We start from the raw sequence: 19850 nt of genomic DNA on the forward strand, positions 1-19850 counted from the left end.
GAATCCTTTACTTTTCTTCGTGATCGATGATGTCGTGGTGTGCCTCAATAGGTCGGGCGGTGCCGCCGGATACCTGTGGGGCGTGGGCTTGGTTATAAAGCTGCCGGTTCATGGCTGGCTTGTACACGTTTTTCTCGCGCTTATCCTTCTTTTCACCTCGGCCGTTGCCAATCACCACTGCTATCCAGGGGAGGGGAAACGTCACGCCCACAATGATGGCGGCTAGAAGCCACCAATGCATATAGAGGAAAAAGCCGGCGATGAGCAGGGAAGGAACGCGCAAAAACTGGAAGATTCCGTACTGAATTTCGCGGCGCTTGCGGTCCTGGCCAGGCGTGAGCTTGGCATCTGTGATGAGATAGCGCTCTTTTTTGCCAAACAACCTAGATTCGGCTCCCCTCGTGCGCGTCGGCGTTCCCTCGATAAGGGGAGAGGGGCGCAGTGGCTGGCGTGCATGACGTGTACATGTTCTCCAAGGGTAGCCGCCTGACTCGCAAAGTTCGATGCCGATGCGGCAAAATGGAGTGCGTGACTACGACTACGAAGACAATTGAACGGCCAGATATTCGTGAAGACACTTCGACGACGGATAATGACACGCCGAAGTTCTTCCACTACGTCAAAAAGGATCACATCCTCGATTCCGCGGTGAACGGCAAGTATGTCGTTGCGCTGTGCGGCGAAACATTCCCGGTGACCAAGCAGGCAAAGCCGGGTTCTCCGGTGTGCCCCGATTGTGAGCGTGTGTATAAGGGTCTGCGCCGCAAGTGAGGACTTTTAAGAAGACTAACCTTCGCGCCTGGCAGCAATCCGCCCTCGATAAATTCCTCGCTACTAAGCCGCAAGACTTCATGGCGGTGGCGACCCCAGGCGCCGGAAAGACTACCTTCGCCCTGCGCATTGCCACCGAGCTCATGGAAGACCGTACGGTCGAGCGCGTAATCGTGGTGGTGCCTACCGAACACCTCAAGACCCAGTGGTCTAGCGCTGCCGCACGCGTAGGTCTGGCTCTAGATCCGGCGTTTAGCAATTCCTCCGCCGTTAATCCCTCGATGGACGGCATTGTGGTGACTTACGCGCAGGTGGGTATGCACCCCTTTAAGCACCGCGCTGTGGCCTCTGCCCGGCGCACTTTGGTGATTCTTGACGAGATTCACCATGCAGGCGACGCCAAGAGCTGGGGAGATGGCGTCAAGGAAGCTTATGACGATGTCAATCACCGCCTGGCTTTGACCGGTACGCCTTTCCGCTCCGATGACTCGCCCATTCCATTCGTCCAGTACGTGGACGATGGGGAGGGGCACAAGGTATCCCGCTCGGACCATACCTATGGCTATGGCGATGCGCTTGCCGACGGCGTCGTGCGCCCCGTTGTCTTTCTTTCTTACTCTGGCGAAGCCCGCTGGCGCGATTCGGCCGGTGAGGAACATGCAGCTCGTTTGGGCGACATTATGAATGCGGAGCAAACCGCCCGAGCGTGGCGCACCGCTTTGGACCCCAAGGGCGAGTGGATTCCTGCGGTGCTGCAGGCGGCGCATACCCGCCTGATGCAAATGCGGCGCAATATGCCGGATGCAGGTGGCCTCGTGCTGGCTTCGGACACGACGACCGCACGCGCGTATGCCAAGATCCTCAAACAGCTTTCTAATACGCCAGTGTCGGTGATTTTGTCTGATGATCCCGGCTCCTCGGACCGCATTCAGGAATTTTCTGAGTCAACCGATGAGTGGATGGTGGCGGTCCGCATGGTGTCCGAGGGCGTCGACGTCCCGCGCCTTGCGGTGGGCGTTTATGCTACCTCGGCGTCGACTCCTCTCTTTTTCGCCCAGGCCATCGGCCGCTTCGTGCGCTCGCGCATGCCGGGCGAGACGGCATCGGTTTTCCTTCCATCGGTTCCTGTCCTGCTGGGCTTGGCGGAAAATATGGAAAAGTCCCGCGACCACGTCTTGGGTGAAGAAAAGCCCGACAAGGAAGGCTGGGACGACGACCTGCTAGAGCAGGCGAATCAGAAAAAGACCGAACCAGACATGCTGGAGAAGTCTTATGAGTCGCTTGGTGCCGAAGCAGAGTTTTCGGGACTGCTCTACAACGGTTCTCAGTTCAATACCGGGGATATGACCACCGATGAGGAAGCGGACTTCCTTGGCATTCCCGGGCTACTTGATGCGGACCAGGTAAAAGATTTGCTGCGCAAGAAGCAATCCGAGGAAATGGATCGCCGCGAAGCAGAGGAAAAAGCGCGACGTGCGGCTGAGGCGGAGGAAGCCCACCGCCGCAAGCTCTACGGCATGGACTATGCGCCGGCCTCACGGAAGAAGTCTATGGAGTCTGATTCCAGCGACACCGGAGTCGTCGATGAGCTAGGCCAGCTGCGCAAAGAGCTCAATACGGTAGTCTCCATCGCTGCCCAGCGCTCGGGCCGCCCGCACGGTGCTATCCATACTGAGGTACGCAAGGCCTGTGGCGGCCCGCCCACCGCGCTGTGCAATGCCGAGCAGCTGCGCGAGCGCATCGAATACCTGCGCAAGTGGTAGAACAGCCCACGGTGGCTAGAGAGTAGTTACGCAGAAAGCCCGCACCGAAATAAATTGGTGCGGGCTTTCTGCGCTCCTGCAGCTGCAGCGATTAGTCGAGGTAATCGCGCAGAACCTGCGAACGAGAGGGGTGGCGCAGCTTCGACATCGTCTTGGACTCGATCTGGCGAATGCGCTCGCGGGTAACTCCGTAGACCTGGCCAATCTCGTCTAAAGTGCGCGGCATACCGTCGGTCAAGCCAAAGCGGAGGCGAACCACGCCGGCTTCACGCTCGGACAGCGTAGTCAGCACGTCTTGGAGCTGATCCTGCAGCAGGGTGAAAGATACGGCGTCGACCGCAATGACGGCCTCGGAGTCCTCGATGAAGTCACCCAACTGGGAATCGCCTTCGTCACCGATGGTCTGATCCAAGGAAATAGGCTCGCGGGCGTACTGCTGGATTTCGAGCACCTTTTCCTCGGTGATATCCATCTCCTTCGCCAGCTCCTGCGGGGTAGGCTCGCGGCCCAAGTCCTGCAAGAGCTCGCGCTGGATGCGGCCCAGCTTGTTGATGACTTCCACCATGTGAACTGGGATGCGGATGGTACGAGCCTGGTCAGCCATGGCACGGGTAATGGCCTGGCGGATCCACCAGGTGGCGTAAGTGGAGAACTTATAGCCCTTGGTGTAATCGAACTTCTCCACCGCGCGGATAAGACCCAAGTTTCCTTCCTGAATGAGGTCCAAGAAAGCCATGCCACGGCCGGTGTAGCGCTTGGCCAAGGAAACCACCAGACGCAGGTTGGCCTCCAGCAGGTGGTTCTTGGCCTTGCGGCCATCGCGGGCGATACTGCGCAGGTCGCGCTTTTCCATGGGGGAGAGCTTGGCAGCTTTATCGCCTTCGGCGCGGGCCTTCTCCATCTCATCCATGCGGTGCTGTGCGTACAGGCCAGCCTCGATGCGCTTGGCTAGGGAAACCTCTTGCTCGGCGTTGAGTAGGGCGACCTTACCAATCTGCTTGAGGTAGGCACGGACGGAGTCAGCAGAGGCGGTTAGCTGCGCATCCTTACGTGCCTGACGCAGCGCAGCGGACTCTTCCTCATCCCAGACGGAAGAGGAGTCTTCCTCTTCTTCCTCATCGTCGTCGTCCAAGTCTTCTTCGAGGTCTTCGCCGGCGTCGAAGTCATCATCGTCTTCGATGTCCGCATTGGTGGGATCAAAGTCGACGTCTTCGTCGTGCTCGTCCTCCTCGAGCTCCTCTTCTGCTTCCGGCTGTGCCTGCTTGTCAGACTCGGCTGGGGATTCCTGCTTCTTTGCCGCGGATTTGCGGACCGTCTTCTTAGTGGCCTTTTTGGCAGACTTCTTAGTGGTCTTCTTGGCCGACTTTTTGGCGGTCTTCTTTGCAGTCTTCTTGGCTGTTTTCTTAGCGGTCTTTTTGGCCGTCTTCTTAGCCGTCTTTTTCGCGGTTTTCTTTGCCGTCTTCTTGGCGGTCTTCTTTGCAGGAGTAGATGCCTCAGCGGCGTTTTCGCCCTCGCCGAGTGCCTGGTCTGAAGATTCAGTGGCTGCCACGTACGCCCTTTCGACTAACTTCTTGATTGAAACAGCTCTGTGCGCCCTACTCGGACGCTCGTGCATCAGTGTGATGTTAGCGCGTTGTGGCCTTATGCAGGCCAGACACGCCCTAGAGCTATTTAACTTAGGATCGACCGCCCAGTATAGAGGATCTTTCCAATCTGCCGGTGGATAGGGTCACCTGCAGTGCGTAAACACTACGGTTTCAAACCGTCTACCGCCGCCATCGCAGCTCCGACAATTCCTGCGCGATTGCGCAGTTGTGCAGGCATGACGGGGGTTTCAATATCAAGGTGTGGGCCCCACTTTTCAAACTTACGGGAAATCCCACCCCCGATGAGGAAGGCCTGCGGGTTAAAAAGCTTTTCATATTCCGCGAGGACCTTGTTGAGTCGTTTAGTCCACTGCTTGTACTTGAGTTCCTCGCGGTCCTTCACGGCCGAGGACGCAATTTTCTCAGCCTCGTCATCGCCCACCATCAGGTGCCCCAGTTCGGTATTGGGGAACAACTGGCCGTCGAGGAAGAAGGCCGAACCGATACCGGTGCCCAGGGTTAGGAAGATTACGGAGCCTTGCTTGGCGATGTCCTCTCCGTAGGCAACCTCGGCTAGTCCCGCCGCGTCGGCGTCGTTAAGCACGGCAAAATCCGAATCCAGGTAGTCCGCAAAGAGTTCTGTGGCGTTGACGCCAATCCAATCCTTGGAAATATTTGCCGCAGTCTCGACTTCTTGGTTGCGAACCACGGAAGGCAGGGTGATGCCAACGGGGCCGTCCCACTGCTTTTCCTGCACGATTTGAGTTACTACCTTGGCAACATCATGCGGGGTAGATGGCTGTGGGGTGGCGATCTTCATACGCTCGCCCACGAATTCGCCGGTGGCAAGGTCCACCTCAGCGCCTTTAATGCCGGAGCCGCCGATATCGATGCCAAAGGAATGGCCAGAAAGAGTAGTCATGCCCGACAGTCTAGAAGAAGGCACAATAGTTGGCATGACTGAGCAGATCGATTTTTGCCAATTGCGGGATTTTGCCGTTTCTACCGCCACCCGGGCTGCGGAATTAATTACTGCGCGGCGCGCAGAACTAGTCGCAGGTGACGGCATCGCGGCGCATACCCACACCAAGTCCAGCGACGTAGATCCAGTAACGGAGGTCGATACCGCGACAGAGGAGTTCATTGCCACCACCATTCGCACCCAGCGCCCCGGGGATGGAATTTTTGGCGAAGAAGGCGCCAATGTGGAATCGACCAGTGGCGTTACCTGGATTGTCGATCCGATTGACGGCACCGTGAATTTCCTCTACGGGGTGCCGGACTACGCCGTATCCATTGGTGCGGAATACCAAGGTCACCTCGTCGCTGGCGCGGTGGTCAACGTGGCGCGCGGGCGCACCTATGCGGCCGCAGCCGGGCAGGGCGCCACGGTCACCGGACCAGACGGAATTGAGCACGCACTGCGGTGCAACCAGACACAAGCTCCTGCGTTGGCCTTGGTAGCCACCGGCTTTGGATACGAAGCTGACCGGCGAGCAGCCCAAGCCGAGCTCCTCACCAAGCTCCTGCCTAATGTACGTGATATTCGCCGCATCGGCGCTGCCGCGCTCGACCTATGCAGGGTGGCAGAGGGAACCGTTGACGCCTATTTTGAGCACGGCATCAATGCGTGGGACTTCGCTGCCGGGGCAATCATTGCTCGCGAGGCAGGTGCGGTGGTGCGCCATCCAGGCTTTGATAAAGGCTCCGCTGACGGTGAACTTACCTGGGCCGCGGGGGCAGATTTGGCCCCCGCATTCGAAGAGCTTTTAGCAGCGCACAGGGTCACGGACGTGCTGCGGGGGTAATAGTTTCCCGCGCCGGCGAGCGGTGATATGACATCTAGCCATTTGTGCTTTACTATGCGCGATCGATAAATACCATTCCTTAGAGCAACTTGACCATTAGGGGCGTGCATTATGGCCACCGATTATGACGCACCGCGCCGGCGCGCGGAAGATGAACTCGAAACTGATTCCTTAGAAGGACTCAAGGCCGCTGAGAGCGATAACAACGGCATGGACGATGACGGAGAAATCGTCGAAGCCTTCCAGCCGCCAACAGTAGACCTCACGGGCGAGGAGCTTAATGTTGAGGTAGTTCCACGTCAGGAAAATGAGTTTACCTGCGGTTCGTGTTTCCTAGTGCAGTCCAATAAGCGTTACTCCCACGAAGAGGACGGCCAGCCAATCTGCAAGGATTGCGCCTAAAAGGAATACGCAGCAGAAACGAAACCCCGCACTTGGCAACCTTCTACGTGCCGAGTGCGGGGTTTGCTGTAGCAACCACCAAAATTTTGGTGGTGTGCAAAGTCATTAAAGATTACTGCTGCTCCGGAACAAAGGCGTGGAGCAAGGCCTCCGGATCCTTCGAGGCGATGAGCCAATAAGGAGTATCATCTTCTGGATCATCGAGCACCATCATGGCGTGCTCATCCACCCAAGCGTGGGAAACCAAAAACGCCGCGGGATCGAACTGCGGCCCCAGCGCGTTGCGCCGCGCAGATTTGGGAACGGTGATAGACCGCGACACGACGTCGTTAGGCAATTGGGCATCTTTGACCGTGAGCCAACGCGTTCCATCCGGGTCCCGCTCTACCTTGATGACTGTATTGGACCAGGTAATAAGTACCCATACGGCGATAGCACCAAGGAGGATCGCGGGAATAATGGTCCACCACATGGAGCGGTTAAGGCCAGCGGTAGCGGAAGTAAGCCCCACGATGGCGGCTGCAAAAAGCCAAAAGTACCAAGGGACCCATTGGCGTTCGCGGTAGAGCACCTGAGGGGCCACCGTGCCCTGTGCCGAAGCGGCGCTTGACGGTGCCGGAGTTGCGGAAGTAGCAGATGTATCAGACACGTCTAGTCAGTCTAGACCACACGTGCCGCAGAATGAACCTCCCAAGGCAGGTAGGATTGGCCAGGTGACTGACTCGATTCCGCATTCTCAGCCAGAAAGCCCCTTTGGGGACGTTAAAGTCAAGCGCCTGGATAAGGAGCTTCCACTACCGCACCGTGCCCACCGTGGTGACGCCGGTGCAGACCTCTACGCAGCCGAAGCTCTTACCCTGCAACCCGGCGAGCGCGCCCTCGTCGGCACCGGGATTGCCATTGCGCTGCCGCTAGGAACGGTCGGCTTAATTCACCCGCGCTCCGGACTAGCCGCCAAGCAAGGGCTTTCCATTGTCAATACCCCGGGCACGGTAGATGCCGATTACCGCGGGGAGATCAAGGTCTGCCTCATCAACCACGACCGGCACACTCCCATTGAGATCGAACGCGGAATGCGCATCGCTCAGCTCGTGGTCCAGCGCGTAGAGCTGGTGGGGTTTGCTGAGGTTGAAGAATTGGATGACACTGTCCGCGGAGCCGGTGGCTATGGCTCTACCGGTGTGTAGTTAAAGCAGTAGAGACTCAACGAAACTTTTAGAAAGGACGTAGCACTCATGGGAATCTGGCCCTTTGGCAAGAAGAACGACGAAGAAAAGAAGGCTCAGGACAAGCCTGCAGCACAAAGTGAAAAGCCGGCGGACCCCACTTCCGCGGATGCGGAGGCGCAGGAGACTTATGCTCCAGTAGGCGACACCGCAGCAGATGCCGCGGCGGCTTCTGGCAATGAACCTCGCGAATTCGCTCATGATGCCATCAATGGCCAGACCGGCCCCTTTGATGGCGACTCCGTCGATATCGAGACCTTCGATTTCAGCGACTTTTCCATTGGCGTATTAGATCTGGGGTCCCTGCGAATCCCACTGCCAAAAGAATCCCAGGTACAGGTGGAGATGGGTGAACAAGGCCCACGAATGCTGCACATCGTGACCAAGGTAGGCCGAATTACTCCAGTAGCCTTTGCTGCCCCACGTAAGCCAGGCCAGTGGGCAGAATCCGTGGAGGAAATTAAGGAGGGCATGAGCCGCGACGGCCTTACCGTAACTACCGAGCCAGGGCCTTGGGGTGCCGAAGTCGTGGGCAAGAACGACAACGGCCAGGTCCGCGTCATCGGCGCAGATGGTCCGCGCTGGATGCTGCGCATGACCCTGGCCGCGCCGGCCGGTATGGAAGCCGACCTCGCTGACATGGCCCGCGAGGTTGCCGCCCGGACCTTCGTCTACCGCGGGGAAGACCCCATCTTGGCGGGAAATGCTTTGCCGGTCATCATGCCTGAGCAGCTCGTAGAGCAGGTCAAGCAGGCTATGGACCAGCGCCAGCAAGAACAGCAGGCAGCCGCTAATGCTCAAAACCACCCAGAAAACGGAGTGGGCGGCCCTGATCCTGCGGCAGAAGCAGAGGCGGAGCAACACTTGCGCGATTTGGGCGGTACCCCACACCAGGGTGAGAATGGATCGTCCCCGCAGAATCCCGATGAGGGCTCTGCACCTAATTCCAAGAACTAGGCAAAGCAGTAAATCACGTGACACATTCTTCCTCGCCGCAACCTTCCCCGGACGCTAAGAACCTGGACTCTGAGGAGTCTGCTGCCGAACCCACCCTGCTGGAGCAAATGGGAGGCTTGTCAGGGCTCATCTCGGCCACCTTGCCGGTCATTGTGCTGATTCCTGTCAATAACTTCTTTGGGCTGGGACCAGCCTTGGCGGCGGCGCTCGGCGTGGCCGTTGTTATTGCACTCTGGAGGGTAATCCGTAAAGAGACCCTGCAGCCAGCCATATCGGGTCTGCTGGGAGTGGCCCTTTGTGCAGCCATCGCCTGGTTTACCGGTGATGCCAAAGGGTATTTCTTGTACGGCATTTGGATGTCGTTGGCGCTGTGTATTGCCGCGGTACTATCAATCCTCTTTCGGTGGCCCGCTGTGGGTGTCATTTGGAAGGGGATTAATGGCGAGGAAATGCAGTGGCAAAAGGTTGCCCAGGCGCGCCGGGCCTATGCCATCGCTACTGGTGGGTGGGCGGTTATCTTCCTGGCCCGTTTTGTTGTTCAGCGCGCCATTTATGATGCGGATGCAACCACGGCCTTAGGGGTGACCCGAATCTTGATGGGGTGGCCATTGACGCTTCTAGTTACGGCGCTGACCGTGTGGATGGTGCGCCGCGCGGATGCAGCCGTTGACGCAGCGGCGGGCGCAGGTGAGCACACTAACGCAGAACGAGAACCAAAGTCTGAGGCAGAAGATGACTGAATCAACGATGAGCCGCGGCGATAGTCTTGAGGTCACCATTGACCGCATGGCGCACGGCGGGGAAGGAATTGGCCAGGCGCCGGATGGGCGAGTGGTATTCGTTCCTCGCGCTTTTCCCGGCGACGTCGTAAAAGCTACAGCCGGCCGTGTAAAGAAGTCGTTCATTAAGGCAGAGCTGGAAAGTGTACTAAGTCCTGGGTCGTTGCGCGTTCCATCGTCTTGTCCTGCAGCCGCGCAAGGAGCAGGCTGCTGTGATTTCGCCGAGCTGGATCCCGCGGCCGAAACAGGAATCAAGGCAGAGATCTTGTCGGAGCAGCTGCGCCGCACCGGCGTTGTCACCGGCGAGGAACTGAACATTGAGCAGCACACCCTAGAGCCGGTTCGGGGATGGCGCACGCGGGTGAGGTGGGGCGTCGATAAGCAAGGGCGCGCCGGAACCCGTCAGCGTCGGTCCAATGAACTCATTACGGAAACTGCGTGTACGCAGCTGGCTCCGGGATTGGCAGAGGGGCTCGTTGGAGAGGGCGCGCGCCGGTTTACCCCAGGTGCTGAGGTCATCGCCGTTCTCGATGGCGAGGGCAACCGCCACGTGGTGGAAACCCGCAAGGCCCCGCGCGGGCGCCGCGTGGAGACCATCCGTGAGGTGGTAGAAGGCAGCGGCAAGGTGCACGAGCATGTCGACGGGCGGACGTTTAGCTTTCCTGCTACCGCCTTCTGGCAGGCACACAGCCACGCACCGGCCGCGTATACCGATCTGATAGCGGAGTGGCTCGGGGGCCGCGAGTACCAAGAGCACACCGCCTGGGATCTCTACGGTGGCGTTGGCCTATTCGTTCCCGCACTGGCCCATGCCGTGCAGGGCAAGGTTATCTCCGTGGACTACTCACCGGCGGCTACAGCGGGGGAACAGGCCGGTCTGGCGGACTGCGAGGTGGAAATAAAGTCCGCGAAGGTGGAGCACGTTGCCGCACAGCTTCCCAAGCCCGGCGCTGTAGTCCTTGATCCGCCGCGCACCGGAGCAGGGGAGGACGTGATTCGTTCCGTGGCGGCCGCTGCACCCCAGGCGGTCGTTCACGTGGGATGTGACCCCGCCACCTTCGCGCGCGACATGGGATACTGGAACCAGCACGGATACGGAATAGAAAAGATGGCACTCATTAACGCGTTCCCTGGAACGCACCACTTTGAAACGATTGCTCTCATTACCCCTGCCTGATGAGTCTTTATGGCTCCGAGGCGGGGTGCGGCACGGCGCCGCGCCGTTCTCGGAATATTGACCGATATAATATTCACCGCCCGCCGCGGGTACGGTAGAAAAGAAGAACTAAGCACAGAAGGAGTTGAAGGCCGCTCCATGACTATCTTGGATACCATTAACTCGCCGCAGGACCTCAAGGCACTGTCTGCAGACAAGCTTGAGGAGCTGGCGGCAGAGATTCGGCAGCGCCTCATTGACAAGGTCTCCGTCACGGGCGGACATCTGGGGCCTAACTTGGGCGTGGTGGAATTGACCATTGCGTTGCACCGCGTATTTGATTCTCCGCGCGAGCCGATTATTTTTGACACTTCGCACCAGTCCTATGTGCATAAGATGTTGACTGGGCGCACGGATCAATTCGATACCTTGCGGCAAAAGGATGGCCTTTCGGGGTATACGGACCGCGGCGAGTCCGAGCATGACTGGACCGAGTCCTCCCACGCTTCGGCGTCGCTGTCTACGGTCGATGGCTTGTCAAAGGCCTTCAAGATTCGCGGCAACGGTCACCGCAATGTCATCGGTGTTGTCGGTGATGGCGCCCTCACCGGCGGCATGTGCTGGGAGGCGTTAAACAATATCTCGGAGGATAAAGGGCGCAATGCGGTCATCGTTGTCAATGACAACGGCCGTAGCTATTCGCCCACCATCGGTGGAATCTCTGAGAATCTTGGCCGCATCCGCTCCCAGCACGGTTATGACGAGCTCATGGAACAGGGCAAGCGTCGCCTGAAGCAAATGGGATGGGTAGGCGAGCGGGCCTTTGATGCCTTGCACGCCATGAAAGAGGGTGTCAAGTCCACCGTCTTGCCTACCGAGATGTTCCCGGAACTGGGCATGAAGTACATCGGCCCCATCAATGGCCACGATATCGATAGTTTGGTGCATGCCCTGACTTATGCCCGCGATTATGACGGACCCATCATCGTGCACGTGGTTACCGAAAAGGGCCACGGATTTGCCCCGGCTGTCAATGAGCCGAAGGACCAGATGCACTCCACCGGTGCTATCGATCCGGTCACCGGCGTGGCTAAGGGCACCAAGCAACCTGGGTGGACGGCTGCCTTTTCAGAGGAGCTGTTAGCCGCTGCCGAAAAGCGCGATGACATCGTGGCCATTACCGCTGCTATGGCCGGTCCTACTGGGCTCGCTCCCTTTCAAGAGCGCTTCCCAGAGCGATTCTTTGATGTGGGAATTGCCGAGCAGCACGCAATGACCTCTGCCTCTGGTCTGGCGCTTGGCGGGATGCACCCCGTCGTGGCGGTGTATTCCACTTTCTTAAACCGCGCTGTGGATCAGGTCATTATGGATATTGCGCTGCTAAAGCTGCCGGTAACCATCGTGCTTGACCGCTCTGGGGTTACCGGTTCCGATGGCGCTTCGCACAATGGCGTGTGGGATATGGCGCTCATGAGCATTGTGCCAGGAATGCATATTGCCGCCCCGCGCGATGGCGCGCGCCTGCGGGAGCTCTTCCGGGAGTCGCTAGAGATTGAATCTGGCCCGTCCGTGGTCCGCTTCCCTAAGGGCAATCTGCTGCCGGATATGGAAGCGGTGGATACCTTGGGCGATGGCGTAGACATCCTGCACTATGGCGAAGCTGATGCCGGGGAGGACACCCCTGAGGTACTCATTGTTTCTATCGGGGCCATGTCCGCGCGCAGTATCGAGGCTGCGAAGCTGCTGGACGAGCAGGGCGTGAACGTTACCGTTGTTGACCCGCGTTGGGTAGCGCCGGTGGCAAGCTCTGTGGTGGCTCTCGCCGCTGACCACGACTTGGTGGTTACGGCAGAAGACGGCCTTGTACGCGGCGGTATTGGCTCCATGATTTCGGAGACCCTCAGCGCAGCCGAGGTCGATACTCCTGTGCGCCGACTCGGCGTTCCGGGTTATTTCCCTAAGCACGGCTCCCGCGGCGAGGTTTTGGAAGAGTTCGGGTTGACGCCTGAGCTTATGGCGGCGTCAATAAGCGAGTGGCTAGAAAATCTCACTGCTGATGCCAACGCGCGAGGAGAAGAGAACTAAACCTAGCCTGCTAAATATTCCTAGAAAAGACCGTCCACGATAATCGGGGCGGTCATTTCTATTTGCCATTCGCGCGCGCCCTCCGCGCGGAGATACGCAGCGACGTCGCCTGGCTGCCGGATGGCGCCAGCGACAGAATCAGGTCCGCGGTGGCGCTTATCGGCGCGCACACCTACCTTCGCCCATACTGCTGCACGCACAGCGGCAGGGCGGATAAGGAGTTCGGATGGCATACCGAGTTCCGTGGCGAGATCGGCGATGTCCGCGCGGATAGTTTGGTAAATCTCCCATAGGTCCGGGTAGTCCTTGGCCCAGATGGTTTTGGAAGGAACCGGTTGTGGGGCGCGATGGACGCGAGGCCGCTGCTGCGGGGGAACGGCGCGGGCCTGGTGAAGTACAGCCATCCACTGGGCGGTGGCGCCCTTGCGCCGGCGGGGAAATCCCTTGACTCGGGCAAGATCGCGGGCGGTGGTGGGAAGGGTGCGCGCAATTTCTACCAGCGTCCTATTTGCTAATACCCGGCCGGGCGCAGTGTCCGTGCGCCGAGCGATAGCGTCGCGCTTGGCCCACAGCGCTCGAGCAGCAGCGAGCTGACTGCCGCTGCGCAAACTGGAGATGCCCCTCAGATCGCGCCACGTGTGCGGCTGGGGAGCGAAGTCTCCGGAATGTTCCTGGACTATGGCGGAAAATTCTTCTAAAGCCCAGTCCATCTTGTCTTGTTCGGCCAAAATATCGCGCAGGGCGTCGGCTAGCTCGAGAAGCAGTTCCACATCGAGCGCGGCGTAAGCCTTGAGTTCCTCGCTGAGCTGCGGGGTGGACCAGTCGGCGTCGCCGTAGCCCTTTTCCAATTCGACGTCAAAAAGCTCTGTGACCATAGTGCCCAGATTGGGCCGTTCAAATCCCGCGAGCCGTGCCGCCAGTTCCGTGTCAAAGATGGAGCCGGGAAAGAGACCGAGCCACCCGAGACAAGGCAAATCCGAATGGGCGGCGTGAATAATCCACTCGGCGCCGTTGAGCACTGGGGCAAGGGCGGCCGTAAGCTCCTCGCGGTGGCCTTCAGGGGCAAAAAGCATCGTGCCCGCGCCGCGGCGGCGAATTTGCACTACGAAGGCGCGATCATCGTAGCGATAGCCGGAGGCGCGCTCGGTATCGATGGCAAAGGGGCCCGTACCCGCGGCGAGGCGGGCTGCGGCCGCGGTGAATTCCTCCGGGGTAGCAAGCACCGGCGGGATGCCCTCGAGCGGCCGGCTGCGCAATTCTGGCATATTAGCGGCCGAGCTCGGTGACGCCCTCAGGGGGTAGTCCGGCAACGTTGGCCAATACCTGGGCAAAGGCCTGCACGTGGGGTGCTAGATCGAGGCCTTCGGCAGTCCACGAAGCGCGCATTTCAATCTGGTAGGCGCGCGGTGGGCCGCCAATCTCGCCAAAACGCACGGAGGCGGTGGAGGTGACGGTGCCGCCCAAATTGGTGTGGTTGGCACCTTCCTTTTCCAAGCCTTCGTTGAGCCATTGCCACGCCACATCGGGCAAGAGTGGGTCGCCAGCTACGGCGTCGTCCATATCCGCCTGGATATAGGCCACAAGGCGCATGGCACCCTCCCAAGCTTCCTCAGCGCCCGGATCGTGGAGCAGGATGAGGCGACCAAAGGCGTCGCCCTCTGCATCGGTGGGCACGATGTCCGGGTCATCTTCGTTTCCCACCTCGAGGCCGATTGCGTGGCTAAACGGCGCAAGGCGTTGCGGTGGGCGAATGGAGCCTAGGGTGATCTCAGGGCGCAGGTCGGCCGCGTGCATGGACTCCACTGCTTGGGTGAAAGCGGCGGGGGTAGCTGGCTCGTGGGTTTCCGCCTGCCCGTGCAAAGGGGTGGGGGCGGAGGCCTCGGTGCTGCGTGGGGTGGTCGATTCGGAATTGCTCACGACGTTCAAGCTATAGTTTCGCGGCCTCTAGCTGGGGGAGGCGCGCCGATGCGTGGGCGTGTCGTCCTCCTCGTGGCCGGAAAGTGACAAGGTTTCATATCCAACTTATGATGGATATGTTCGTTTACCCAAAGGCTTCTGCAAAGGAGAACGCAATGGCGAAGCTTGACTACAAGGAACTCAACGCGGTTCAGCAATATTCCCAGCACGCAGTTTTTAAGGTGATCCCGGGCGCGCTCGGCACCGAGCGAGCGGAGATCATCGCCCAAGCTCAGGAGTTCTTTGCCGGCGTGGAAAAGGCCGGAAAGGTAACCGTGCGCGGCATTTACGACCTCACGGCTATGCGTGATTCCGCCGACTTCATGATCTGGTGGCACGCCGAGGAATTCTCTGACCTGCAAAAGGTCTTCGGGGACTTCCGCCGCGAGACCACCCTGGGCCAAGTCAGCGAAGTGACCTGGGTAGGCAATGCCTTGCACCGTCCAGCAGAGTTCAATAAGTCCCACCTGCCCTCCTTCATCATGGGCGAGGAGCCCAAGGAGTGGATCTCGGTATACCCCTTCGTGCGCTCTTATGACTGGTACACCATGGACGATGAAAAGCGCCGCCGCATCCTCATGGAGCACGGTATGCAGGCGCGCGACTACCCGGATGTGCGTGCAAATACCGTCCCAGCCTTTGCCCTGGGTGACTATGAGTGGATTTTGGCCTTCGAGGCGGATGAGCTCCACCGCATCGTCGACCTGATGTACCTGATGCGCTACACCGAGGCCCGCCACCACGTGCGCGAGGAGATTCCCTTCCACACCGGCCGCCGCGTCAAGGACGTAGCAGAGCTCATCGCAGTACTGCCCTAAAAGAAACGCCGCCTAGCAGTAACCCTGCTTGGCGACGTCCCTTTGTTGCGCCCTGTCACTAGCCTGCAAGTTAGGCTGCCGACGGGGCGCTCTTTCTTGTGCATGCCACCTTAGGCGGTGCCACCTTCTACCGGCTTTTCCTCCAAGTCCAGGCAGATGGAGTTGATGCAATAGCGCAAGTCGGTGGGGGTATCGTAGCCCTCGCCTTCAAAGACGTGCCCCAGGTGAGACTCGCAGTTGGCGCACAGAACTTCTACGCGGCGCATGCCGAGCGAATTGTCTTCGCGCTCAATGATTTTGTCCCCTGCGAGTGGGGAGAAGAAGGATGGCCAGCCGCAGTGGGACTCAAACTTTTCCGTAGAGCGGAAAAGCTCGGTTCCACACGCGCGGCAAGAATAGACCCCCTCGGTGGTGGTATTGGTGTACTCGCCTACGTGGGGCGGCTCGGTGCCGGCCTCGCGCAGGACGTAGTATTCCTCGGGGCTTAAGCGCTGGCGCCATTCGGTATCGGCAATGAGCTTGAAATCGGTCATGGGCCGAGTCTAAACCGTGCTGCGCGCGGCACGCCACCAGCCGGCGACCGTAGCGAAAATTGCGACGATAAGCAGCGCCCATCCCACCGTTGCCGTGAAAAAATTCATCCAGCGACCAGCATCCGGGTGCGCTGTAGACGCCCAAGAAACGGGAGCCAAATAGAAAAAGGCCGCAAACCACGCGCCCGCGGAATGGAAAACCGAACGCTTGAGTACAACGGTAAACATCAATGGGAATAGCCACATGGAGTAATACTGCTGGCCAAGGGAAGACAGGAAGAAGATACCCACCATGATCGCCCCGCTAGTCGTCAGTGCCCACAAGGTCGGGTCGGAGTTGCGCCAGCGCAAAAGTCCGAGAATCGCTGCGGCCGAAAGCGCGGCAAATATCAACCACACGGTCCAATACAGTCCCGCGCCAAAGTCAACGTAGGCGCGGAAGCCTGCCCAGGAAGAATTGGCATAGTCACGGGTTTCTGAGAGGTAGGGCAGGAGGTTATCCACAAAGCCGCTAGCGCCCGGCACCAGCGGCCAGGCTAGGAGGTTGAGAACTACCGGTACGCCAATGCCAGTCGCGAGACTGCGCCATTGCAGCTTGACCAAGGGCAGGAAGAGCAACGGCGCAAATTGCGGTTTAATGACGATGGCCAAGCCAATGACCACGCCTGCCACCCAGCCCAGCCATGGGGTGCGCTCGGCGCGCAAGAAAGACCACAAGAACACGGCCATGCATAGCAAGAGAATGCCGTTGATATTGGTAAATGCGAGCGTATTGGTCACCGATTCCGTGACAAAGGCCAAAGCGATAGATACTGGCCACACTGCCGAAGTAAGTGTGCGGCCCACCGTAAGGGTGAGCACCGCTAGCGCTGCCACGATTGCAGCCGCGTTGGCGACGATGAATAGTCCCCGTGCCAACGAAAAATCCATGTGCGCTAGTGGTGCGAGCAGCAACGTGGCTCCCGGGGTATACAGGTACAGCGGGTCAACGTGGTTATAAGCCTGCTCATAGACCGGCTGGCCAGTGGCCATGCGTATCACAGCGTTATACACGGTGGTGAAATCATCCGTCGGCGTGCCATTGCGCGCGATGATGAAAACGCGATGCACAACAAGCAGGATGGCCACGGGCCAGGCGGCGGCATTGATTCGGGAATTCACGGCCCCTTAGTCTACGGCCTAGCGGGCGCGGGAATACCGCAGAAACACCGTGCCATCCTGATCAGCCGCGACATTTTCTAACTGCATGCGGCGATGGGAATGCTCGCCCTTAAAGGTCGCCATGGGAGTTTCCACGCCGGTAGATAGATGTGGGTCCAGGGTCAAATACATCTGGTCGATGGCATCGATGTCTACCAGCTGCCCTATCATTCCTGGCCCGCCCTCGCACAGCACGCGCTTAAACCCGCGGTCCTGCAAGACGGAAATGTAATCCTGCACGGTTCCTTCGCCAGCATCGCAGATTTCCGCGCCTGTGGATTCGATGGTCGCGATGCGCTTTGCGAGCTCTTGATCGTCCCTGCTGCTATGGGGGACCAGGATGATGGGAGGGGTAGTAAAATCCGTGAAGAAGTCCGAGGTGACATCAAACTCAAGGCTGCGGGAAGGCACCGCAATCGGAGCCGGCCGCGAACCATCCCCGTTAGGTTTTACTCCGGAGTAGTCCTCCGCGCGCACCGTTTGCGCACCCACCAGCACGACGTCTGCCCAGTTACGTAGCGCAGCAAAAAGCTGCCCATCAGTGTCATTTCCCATGTCTTCGGAAACGTGGTTCATGGTTGCCGATCCAGTCAGTGTGCTGACCATATTTGTGCGGACGGTGAATACTTCACCGGAATCGGGGCCCAATAGCGAAGAGATATCCATGTCTTCCCAGCCTAGTCAAGGCACCAGATACCCAGCACGGCAAAGTACCGGGCATAGCCACAGGAGTGGGGCTTACACCAAGCGGATGAGTATTACACCAACCAAGATCACTGCAATGCCGGCTACCTGGCGCATGGCGACGCGCGCACCCCGCATCCGATCAATGAGCACGGAGCCCACCATGGAACCGAGAAGGGTTGCCACCACAGTAAGCCCAGTGCCAATCTGTGGTACTAAGGCCGCGTTGCCAAAGACAAACATGGCTCCCAAGGCGCCGCCTGCCCACATCCACCACGGATTAGCCTTACCCTCGGGACGCTCAATGCGAGGGCGCCAGCGCAAAACAATATTGAGCATTACGAGCGCGGAAACGCCAATACTAAAAGACACCAAAGCCGCACTAACGGGCGATCCGGTGATCTGCCCCAGGTGGCCGTTGATGGCGGATTGGCATGCGGTAAAGCAACCAAAGACAAAGCCGGCGAGGCGCCAAAGCCACAACGCCATAGCGCTGTCTTCTTGCTTCGTCGGCGCGCCGGGGCTAGCGACGATAGAAATCACTCCACCGAGAACAACTAGTGCCCCTAGAGCGCGAATCAGGGAAAGTGGGGAAGTGGGGGAGTCAAACAGCCCAAAGTGGTCGATGACAAGGCCCATCATGATTTGACCCGCGATGGGAAGAACTACGGTCTGGACCGCACCCAGATGAGGAAACAGCAGGATATTTCCAGTAAGCGCAACCACGCCGAGCAGGCCACCGAACCAAATCCACAGCGGTTCCCCAAAGACGCGGGAAATGCCAAACTCGCCGCCGGTGACGGCTGTCGCGACGACAAGCAACGTCAATGTGCCCACGGCAAACGAGATGAGCGAAGAGGAAAACGGCGTGCCAGTAGATGCGCGAAGGCGCGTATTAACCAGGGTCTGAACGGGCAGAACGAGTCCGGCGATAATGCCTAAGAGAATCCACAACACGTCGGGACACTTTACAGGCATATAAAGAAACCCGCCCAAGCCCCTATGGAGTGGAGCGGTGGGCGGGAAATTGTGGTCCTAACTGGGATTGAACCAGTGACCTTTCCGGTGTGAACGGAACGCTCTCCCACTGAGCTATAGGACCTTGCGGTGGCTAAATCTACACCGCACCAAATTCAAACACCTAATTGGCTGGGCAGTGGTGCACATCAGAGGGAGGGTGCACATCAGAGGGAGGCGGCCTGCTGTTCAATGCTCTTGGAGAATCACACCGGTGAGATTTAGTTGGCCCGAATGTAAAAATCGGCGCCGGAAAGAACGCCGCTGGGCTGGGGATTTGGAAACTGACGCGGAGCACGATAATGTTTCTTCTCGCACCGCAACGGTACAAAGTTCGCGGGGCAATGCGGATGTAGCGCAGTTGGTAGCGCATCACCTTGCCAAGGTGAGGGTCGCGAGTTCGAGTCTCGTCATCCGCTCCACGCTTTTCTAAGGGTTTGCCCGTGAAGAGTGATTCTAAATGAATAGCGCGCGATTAGCTCAGTGGGAGAGCGCTTCCCTGACACGGAAGAGGTCACTGGTTCAATCCCAGTATCGCGCACAAGGACTTTGTCCTAGAAACCGGGCCTGGTTTCGCATGCGGATGTAGCGCAGTTGGTAGCGCATCACCTTGCCAAGGTGAGGGTCGCGAGTTCGAGTCTCGTCATCCGCTCCAGCACTGTATTGTGTGAGGCGGTATCGCCACGGTGGAATGGCCGAGTGGTGAGGCAACGGTCTGCAAAACCGTGCACACGGGTTCGATTCCCGTTTCCACCTCAACTTCTTAATGCCTTCGGGCATTAAGCGCGATTAGCTCAGTGGGAGAGCGCTTCCCTGACACGGAAGAGGTCACTGGTTCAATCCCAGTATCGCGCACAGGGTTCCTTTTAGAACCCGTGGCAAACTTATGTTTGCCACGCGGATGTAGCGCAGTTGGTAGCGCATCACCTTGCCAAGGTGAGGGTCGCGAGTTCGAGTCTCGTCATCCGCTCCACATAGCCGCTCCAGAAATGGAGCGGCTTTTTCTATGTCTGCATGTGCCTGATCACAAGTGGCCTAAACGACAGAATGTGTTGTTTTGCGGCGTGTCGGGCTAAACGACATTTTGTGTTGGTGGGGTTTAGCGCATG

General features: G+C 58.8%; 20 protein-coding genes and 7 tRNA genes. 16 read left to right on the forward strand and 11 right to left on the reverse strand.

Going from position 1 to position 19850, the window contains the following annotated elements; genetic code table 11:
- Positions 1-7: 7 nt before the first annotated feature.
- Positions 8-382 carry a DUF3099 domain-containing protein gene (locus QP909_RS01675; RefSeq protein WP_284765907.1) on the reverse strand — a complete coding sequence of 125 codons (375 nt, stop codon included), beginning with the start codon at positions 380-382 and terminating at the stop codon, positions 8-10.
- A 137-nt stretch (positions 383-519) separates the two neighbouring features.
- On the opposite strand from QP909_RS01675, the gene QP909_RS01680 reads away from it, so the two are divergent.
- Both QP909_RS01680 and QP909_RS01685 read left to right on the forward strand, forming a co-directional pair.
- Positions 520-771 carry a DUF3039 domain-containing protein gene (locus QP909_RS01680; protein ID WP_005325062.1) on the forward strand — a complete coding sequence of 84 codons (252 nt, stop codon included), beginning with the start codon at positions 520-522 and terminating at the stop codon, positions 769-771.
- Positions 768-2534, forward strand: a complete 1767-nt coding sequence (locus tag QP909_RS01685; RefSeq protein ID WP_284765908.1) for a DEAD/DEAH box helicase — start codon at positions 768-770, stop codon at positions 2532-2534. The genes QP909_RS01680 and QP909_RS01685 overlap by 4 nt, the downstream gene beginning before the upstream one ends.
- Before the next feature lie 91 nt (positions 2535-2625).
- On the opposite strand, the gene QP909_RS01690 is transcribed toward QP909_RS01685, so the two are convergent.
- Together QP909_RS01690 and ppgK are read right to left on the reverse strand one after the other, a co-directional pair.
- Positions 2626-4149: an RNA polymerase sigma factor gene (locus QP909_RS01690; RefSeq protein ID WP_284765909.1), complete on the reverse strand. Its 1524-nt coding sequence runs from the start codon at positions 4147-4149 to the stop codon at positions 2626-2628.
- 134 nt (positions 4150-4283) lie between these two features.
- Positions 4284-5042 (reverse strand): polyphosphate--glucose phosphotransferase, encoded by a 759-nt coding sequence (gene ppgK, locus QP909_RS01695; RefSeq protein ID WP_284765910.1) that lies wholly within the window; start codon positions 5040-5042, stop codon positions 4284-4286.
- On the opposite strand from ppgK, the gene QP909_RS01700 reads away from it, so the two are divergent.
- Positions 5041-5928 carry an inositol monophosphatase family protein gene (locus QP909_RS01700; RefSeq protein WP_284765911.1) on the forward strand — a complete coding sequence of 296 codons (888 nt, stop codon included), beginning with the start codon at positions 5041-5043 and terminating at the stop codon, positions 5926-5928. The genes ppgK and QP909_RS01700 overlap by 2 nt on opposite strands.
- A 111-nt stretch (positions 5929-6039) precedes the next feature.
- Positions 6040-6330, forward strand: coding sequence for a DUF4193 domain-containing protein (locus tag QP909_RS01705; protein WP_284765912.1), 291 nt, complete (start codon positions 6040-6042; stop codon positions 6328-6330).
- A gap of 112 nt (positions 6331-6442) precedes the next feature.
- Here the strand turns inward: QP909_RS01705 and QP909_RS01710 are convergent, their stop codons facing one another.
- Entirely contained in the window at positions 6443-6979 is a 537-nt protein-coding gene (locus QP909_RS01710; protein WP_502868551.1) for a DUF3093 domain-containing protein, read from the reverse strand.
- Positions 6980-7043: 64 nt separating this feature from the next.
- Here QP909_RS01710 and dut point away from each other — a divergent pair, with 64 nt between their 5' ends.
- From dut to dxs, 5 genes are all read left to right on the forward strand, one after another.
- Positions 7044-7517 (forward strand): dUTP diphosphatase, encoded by a 474-nt coding sequence (dut, locus tag QP909_RS01715; protein WP_200435696.1) that lies wholly within the window; start codon positions 7044-7046, stop codon positions 7515-7517.
- Between the two features lie 48 nt (positions 7518-7565).
- Entirely contained in the window at positions 7566-8513 is a 948-nt protein-coding gene (locus tag QP909_RS01720; protein WP_284765913.1) for a DUF3710 domain-containing protein, read from the forward strand.
- 17 nt (positions 8514-8530) lie between these two features.
- On the forward strand, positions 8531-9253 hold the full coding sequence (locus QP909_RS01725) for a DUF3159 domain-containing protein (protein WP_502868552.1): 723 nt from the start codon (positions 8531-8533) through the stop codon (positions 9251-9253).
- Positions 9246-10469 carry a class I SAM-dependent RNA methyltransferase gene (locus tag QP909_RS01730; RefSeq protein WP_284765914.1) on the forward strand — a complete coding sequence of 408 codons (1224 nt, stop codon included), beginning with the start codon at positions 9246-9248 and terminating at the stop codon, positions 10467-10469. Before QP909_RS01725 ends, QP909_RS01730 begins: the two co-directional genes overlap by 8 nt.
- Positions 10470-10607: 138 nt before the next feature.
- Positions 10608-12533 carry a 1-deoxy-D-xylulose-5-phosphate synthase gene (gene dxs / locus QP909_RS01735; protein WP_284765915.1) on the forward strand — a complete coding sequence of 642 codons (1926 nt, stop codon included), beginning with the start codon at positions 10608-10610 and terminating at the stop codon, positions 12531-12533.
- 20 nt (positions 12534-12553) lie between these two features.
- On the opposite strand, the gene QP909_RS01740 is transcribed toward dxs, so the two are convergent.
- Positions 12554-13798: an HRDC domain-containing protein gene (locus QP909_RS01740; protein WP_284765916.1), complete on the reverse strand. Its 1245-nt coding sequence runs from the start codon at positions 13796-13798 to the stop codon at positions 12554-12556.
- A gap of 1 nt (position 13799) precedes the next feature.
- Complete coding sequence (locus QP909_RS01745; RefSeq protein ID WP_374048899.1) at positions 13800-14459, reverse strand: DUF3000 domain-containing protein; 660 nt, start codon at positions 14457-14459, stop codon at positions 13800-13802.
- A 146-nt stretch (positions 14460-14605) separates the two neighbouring features.
- Here QP909_RS01745 and hemQ point away from each other — a divergent pair, with 146 nt between their 5' ends.
- Positions 14606-15307 (forward strand): hydrogen peroxide-dependent heme synthase, encoded by a 702-nt coding sequence (gene hemQ, locus QP909_RS01750; protein ID WP_204608795.1) that lies wholly within the window; start codon positions 14606-14608, stop codon positions 15305-15307.
- A gap of 110 nt (positions 15308-15417) precedes the next feature.
- Here the strand turns inward: hemQ and msrB are convergent, their stop codons facing one another.
- The 5 genes from msrB to QP909_RS01775 form a co-directional block, all read right to left on the reverse strand.
- Entirely contained in the window at positions 15418-15840 is a 423-nt protein-coding gene (gene msrB, locus QP909_RS01755; RefSeq protein WP_005328550.1) for a peptide-methionine (R)-S-oxide reductase MsrB, read from the reverse strand.
- A 9-nt stretch (positions 15841-15849) separates the two neighbouring features.
- Positions 15850-17001, reverse strand: coding sequence for a glycosyltransferase family 87 protein (locus tag QP909_RS01760; RefSeq protein WP_284765917.1), 1152 nt, complete (start codon positions 16999-17001; stop codon positions 15850-15852).
- An 18-nt stretch (positions 17002-17019) separates the two neighbouring features.
- Positions 17020-17706: a pyrimidine reductase family protein gene (locus tag QP909_RS01765; RefSeq protein WP_284765919.1), complete on the reverse strand. Its 687-nt coding sequence runs from the start codon at positions 17704-17706 to the stop codon at positions 17020-17022.
- A 72-nt stretch (positions 17707-17778) separates the two neighbouring features.
- A complete protein-coding gene (locus tag QP909_RS01770; RefSeq protein WP_284765920.1) occupies positions 17779-18681 on the reverse strand; it encodes a DMT family transporter in 903 nt (300 codons plus the stop codon).
- 73 nt (positions 18682-18754) lie between these two features.
- Positions 18755-18826: transfer RNA gene (locus tag QP909_RS01775), tRNA-Val, on the reverse strand.
- Positions 18827-19087: 261 nt separating this feature from the next.
- Here QP909_RS01775 and QP909_RS01780 point away from each other — a divergent pair.
- From QP909_RS01780 to QP909_RS01805, 6 genes are all read left to right on the forward strand, one after another.
- Positions 19088-19163 (forward strand) — tRNA-Gly (locus QP909_RS01780).
- A gap of 47 nt (positions 19164-19210) precedes the next feature.
- Positions 19211-19282 (forward strand) — tRNA-Val (locus tag QP909_RS01785).
- Between the two features lie 38 nt (positions 19283-19320).
- Positions 19321-19396: transfer RNA gene (locus QP909_RS01790), tRNA-Gly, on the forward strand.
- Between the two features lie 30 nt (positions 19397-19426).
- Positions 19427-19497 (forward strand) — tRNA-Cys (locus QP909_RS01795).
- A 27-nt stretch (positions 19498-19524) separates the two neighbouring features.
- Positions 19525-19596, forward strand: a tRNA-Val gene (locus tag QP909_RS01800).
- 42 nt (positions 19597-19638) lie between these two features.
- Positions 19639-19714, forward strand: a tRNA-Gly gene (locus QP909_RS01805).
- The last annotated feature ends 136 nt before the right edge of the window (positions 19715-19850 follow it).

The sequence above is a fragment of the Corynebacterium sp. MSK195 genome (assembly GCF_030228885.1).
Taxonomy (GTDB): domain Bacteria; phylum Actinomycetota; class Actinomycetes; order Mycobacteriales; family Mycobacteriaceae; genus Corynebacterium.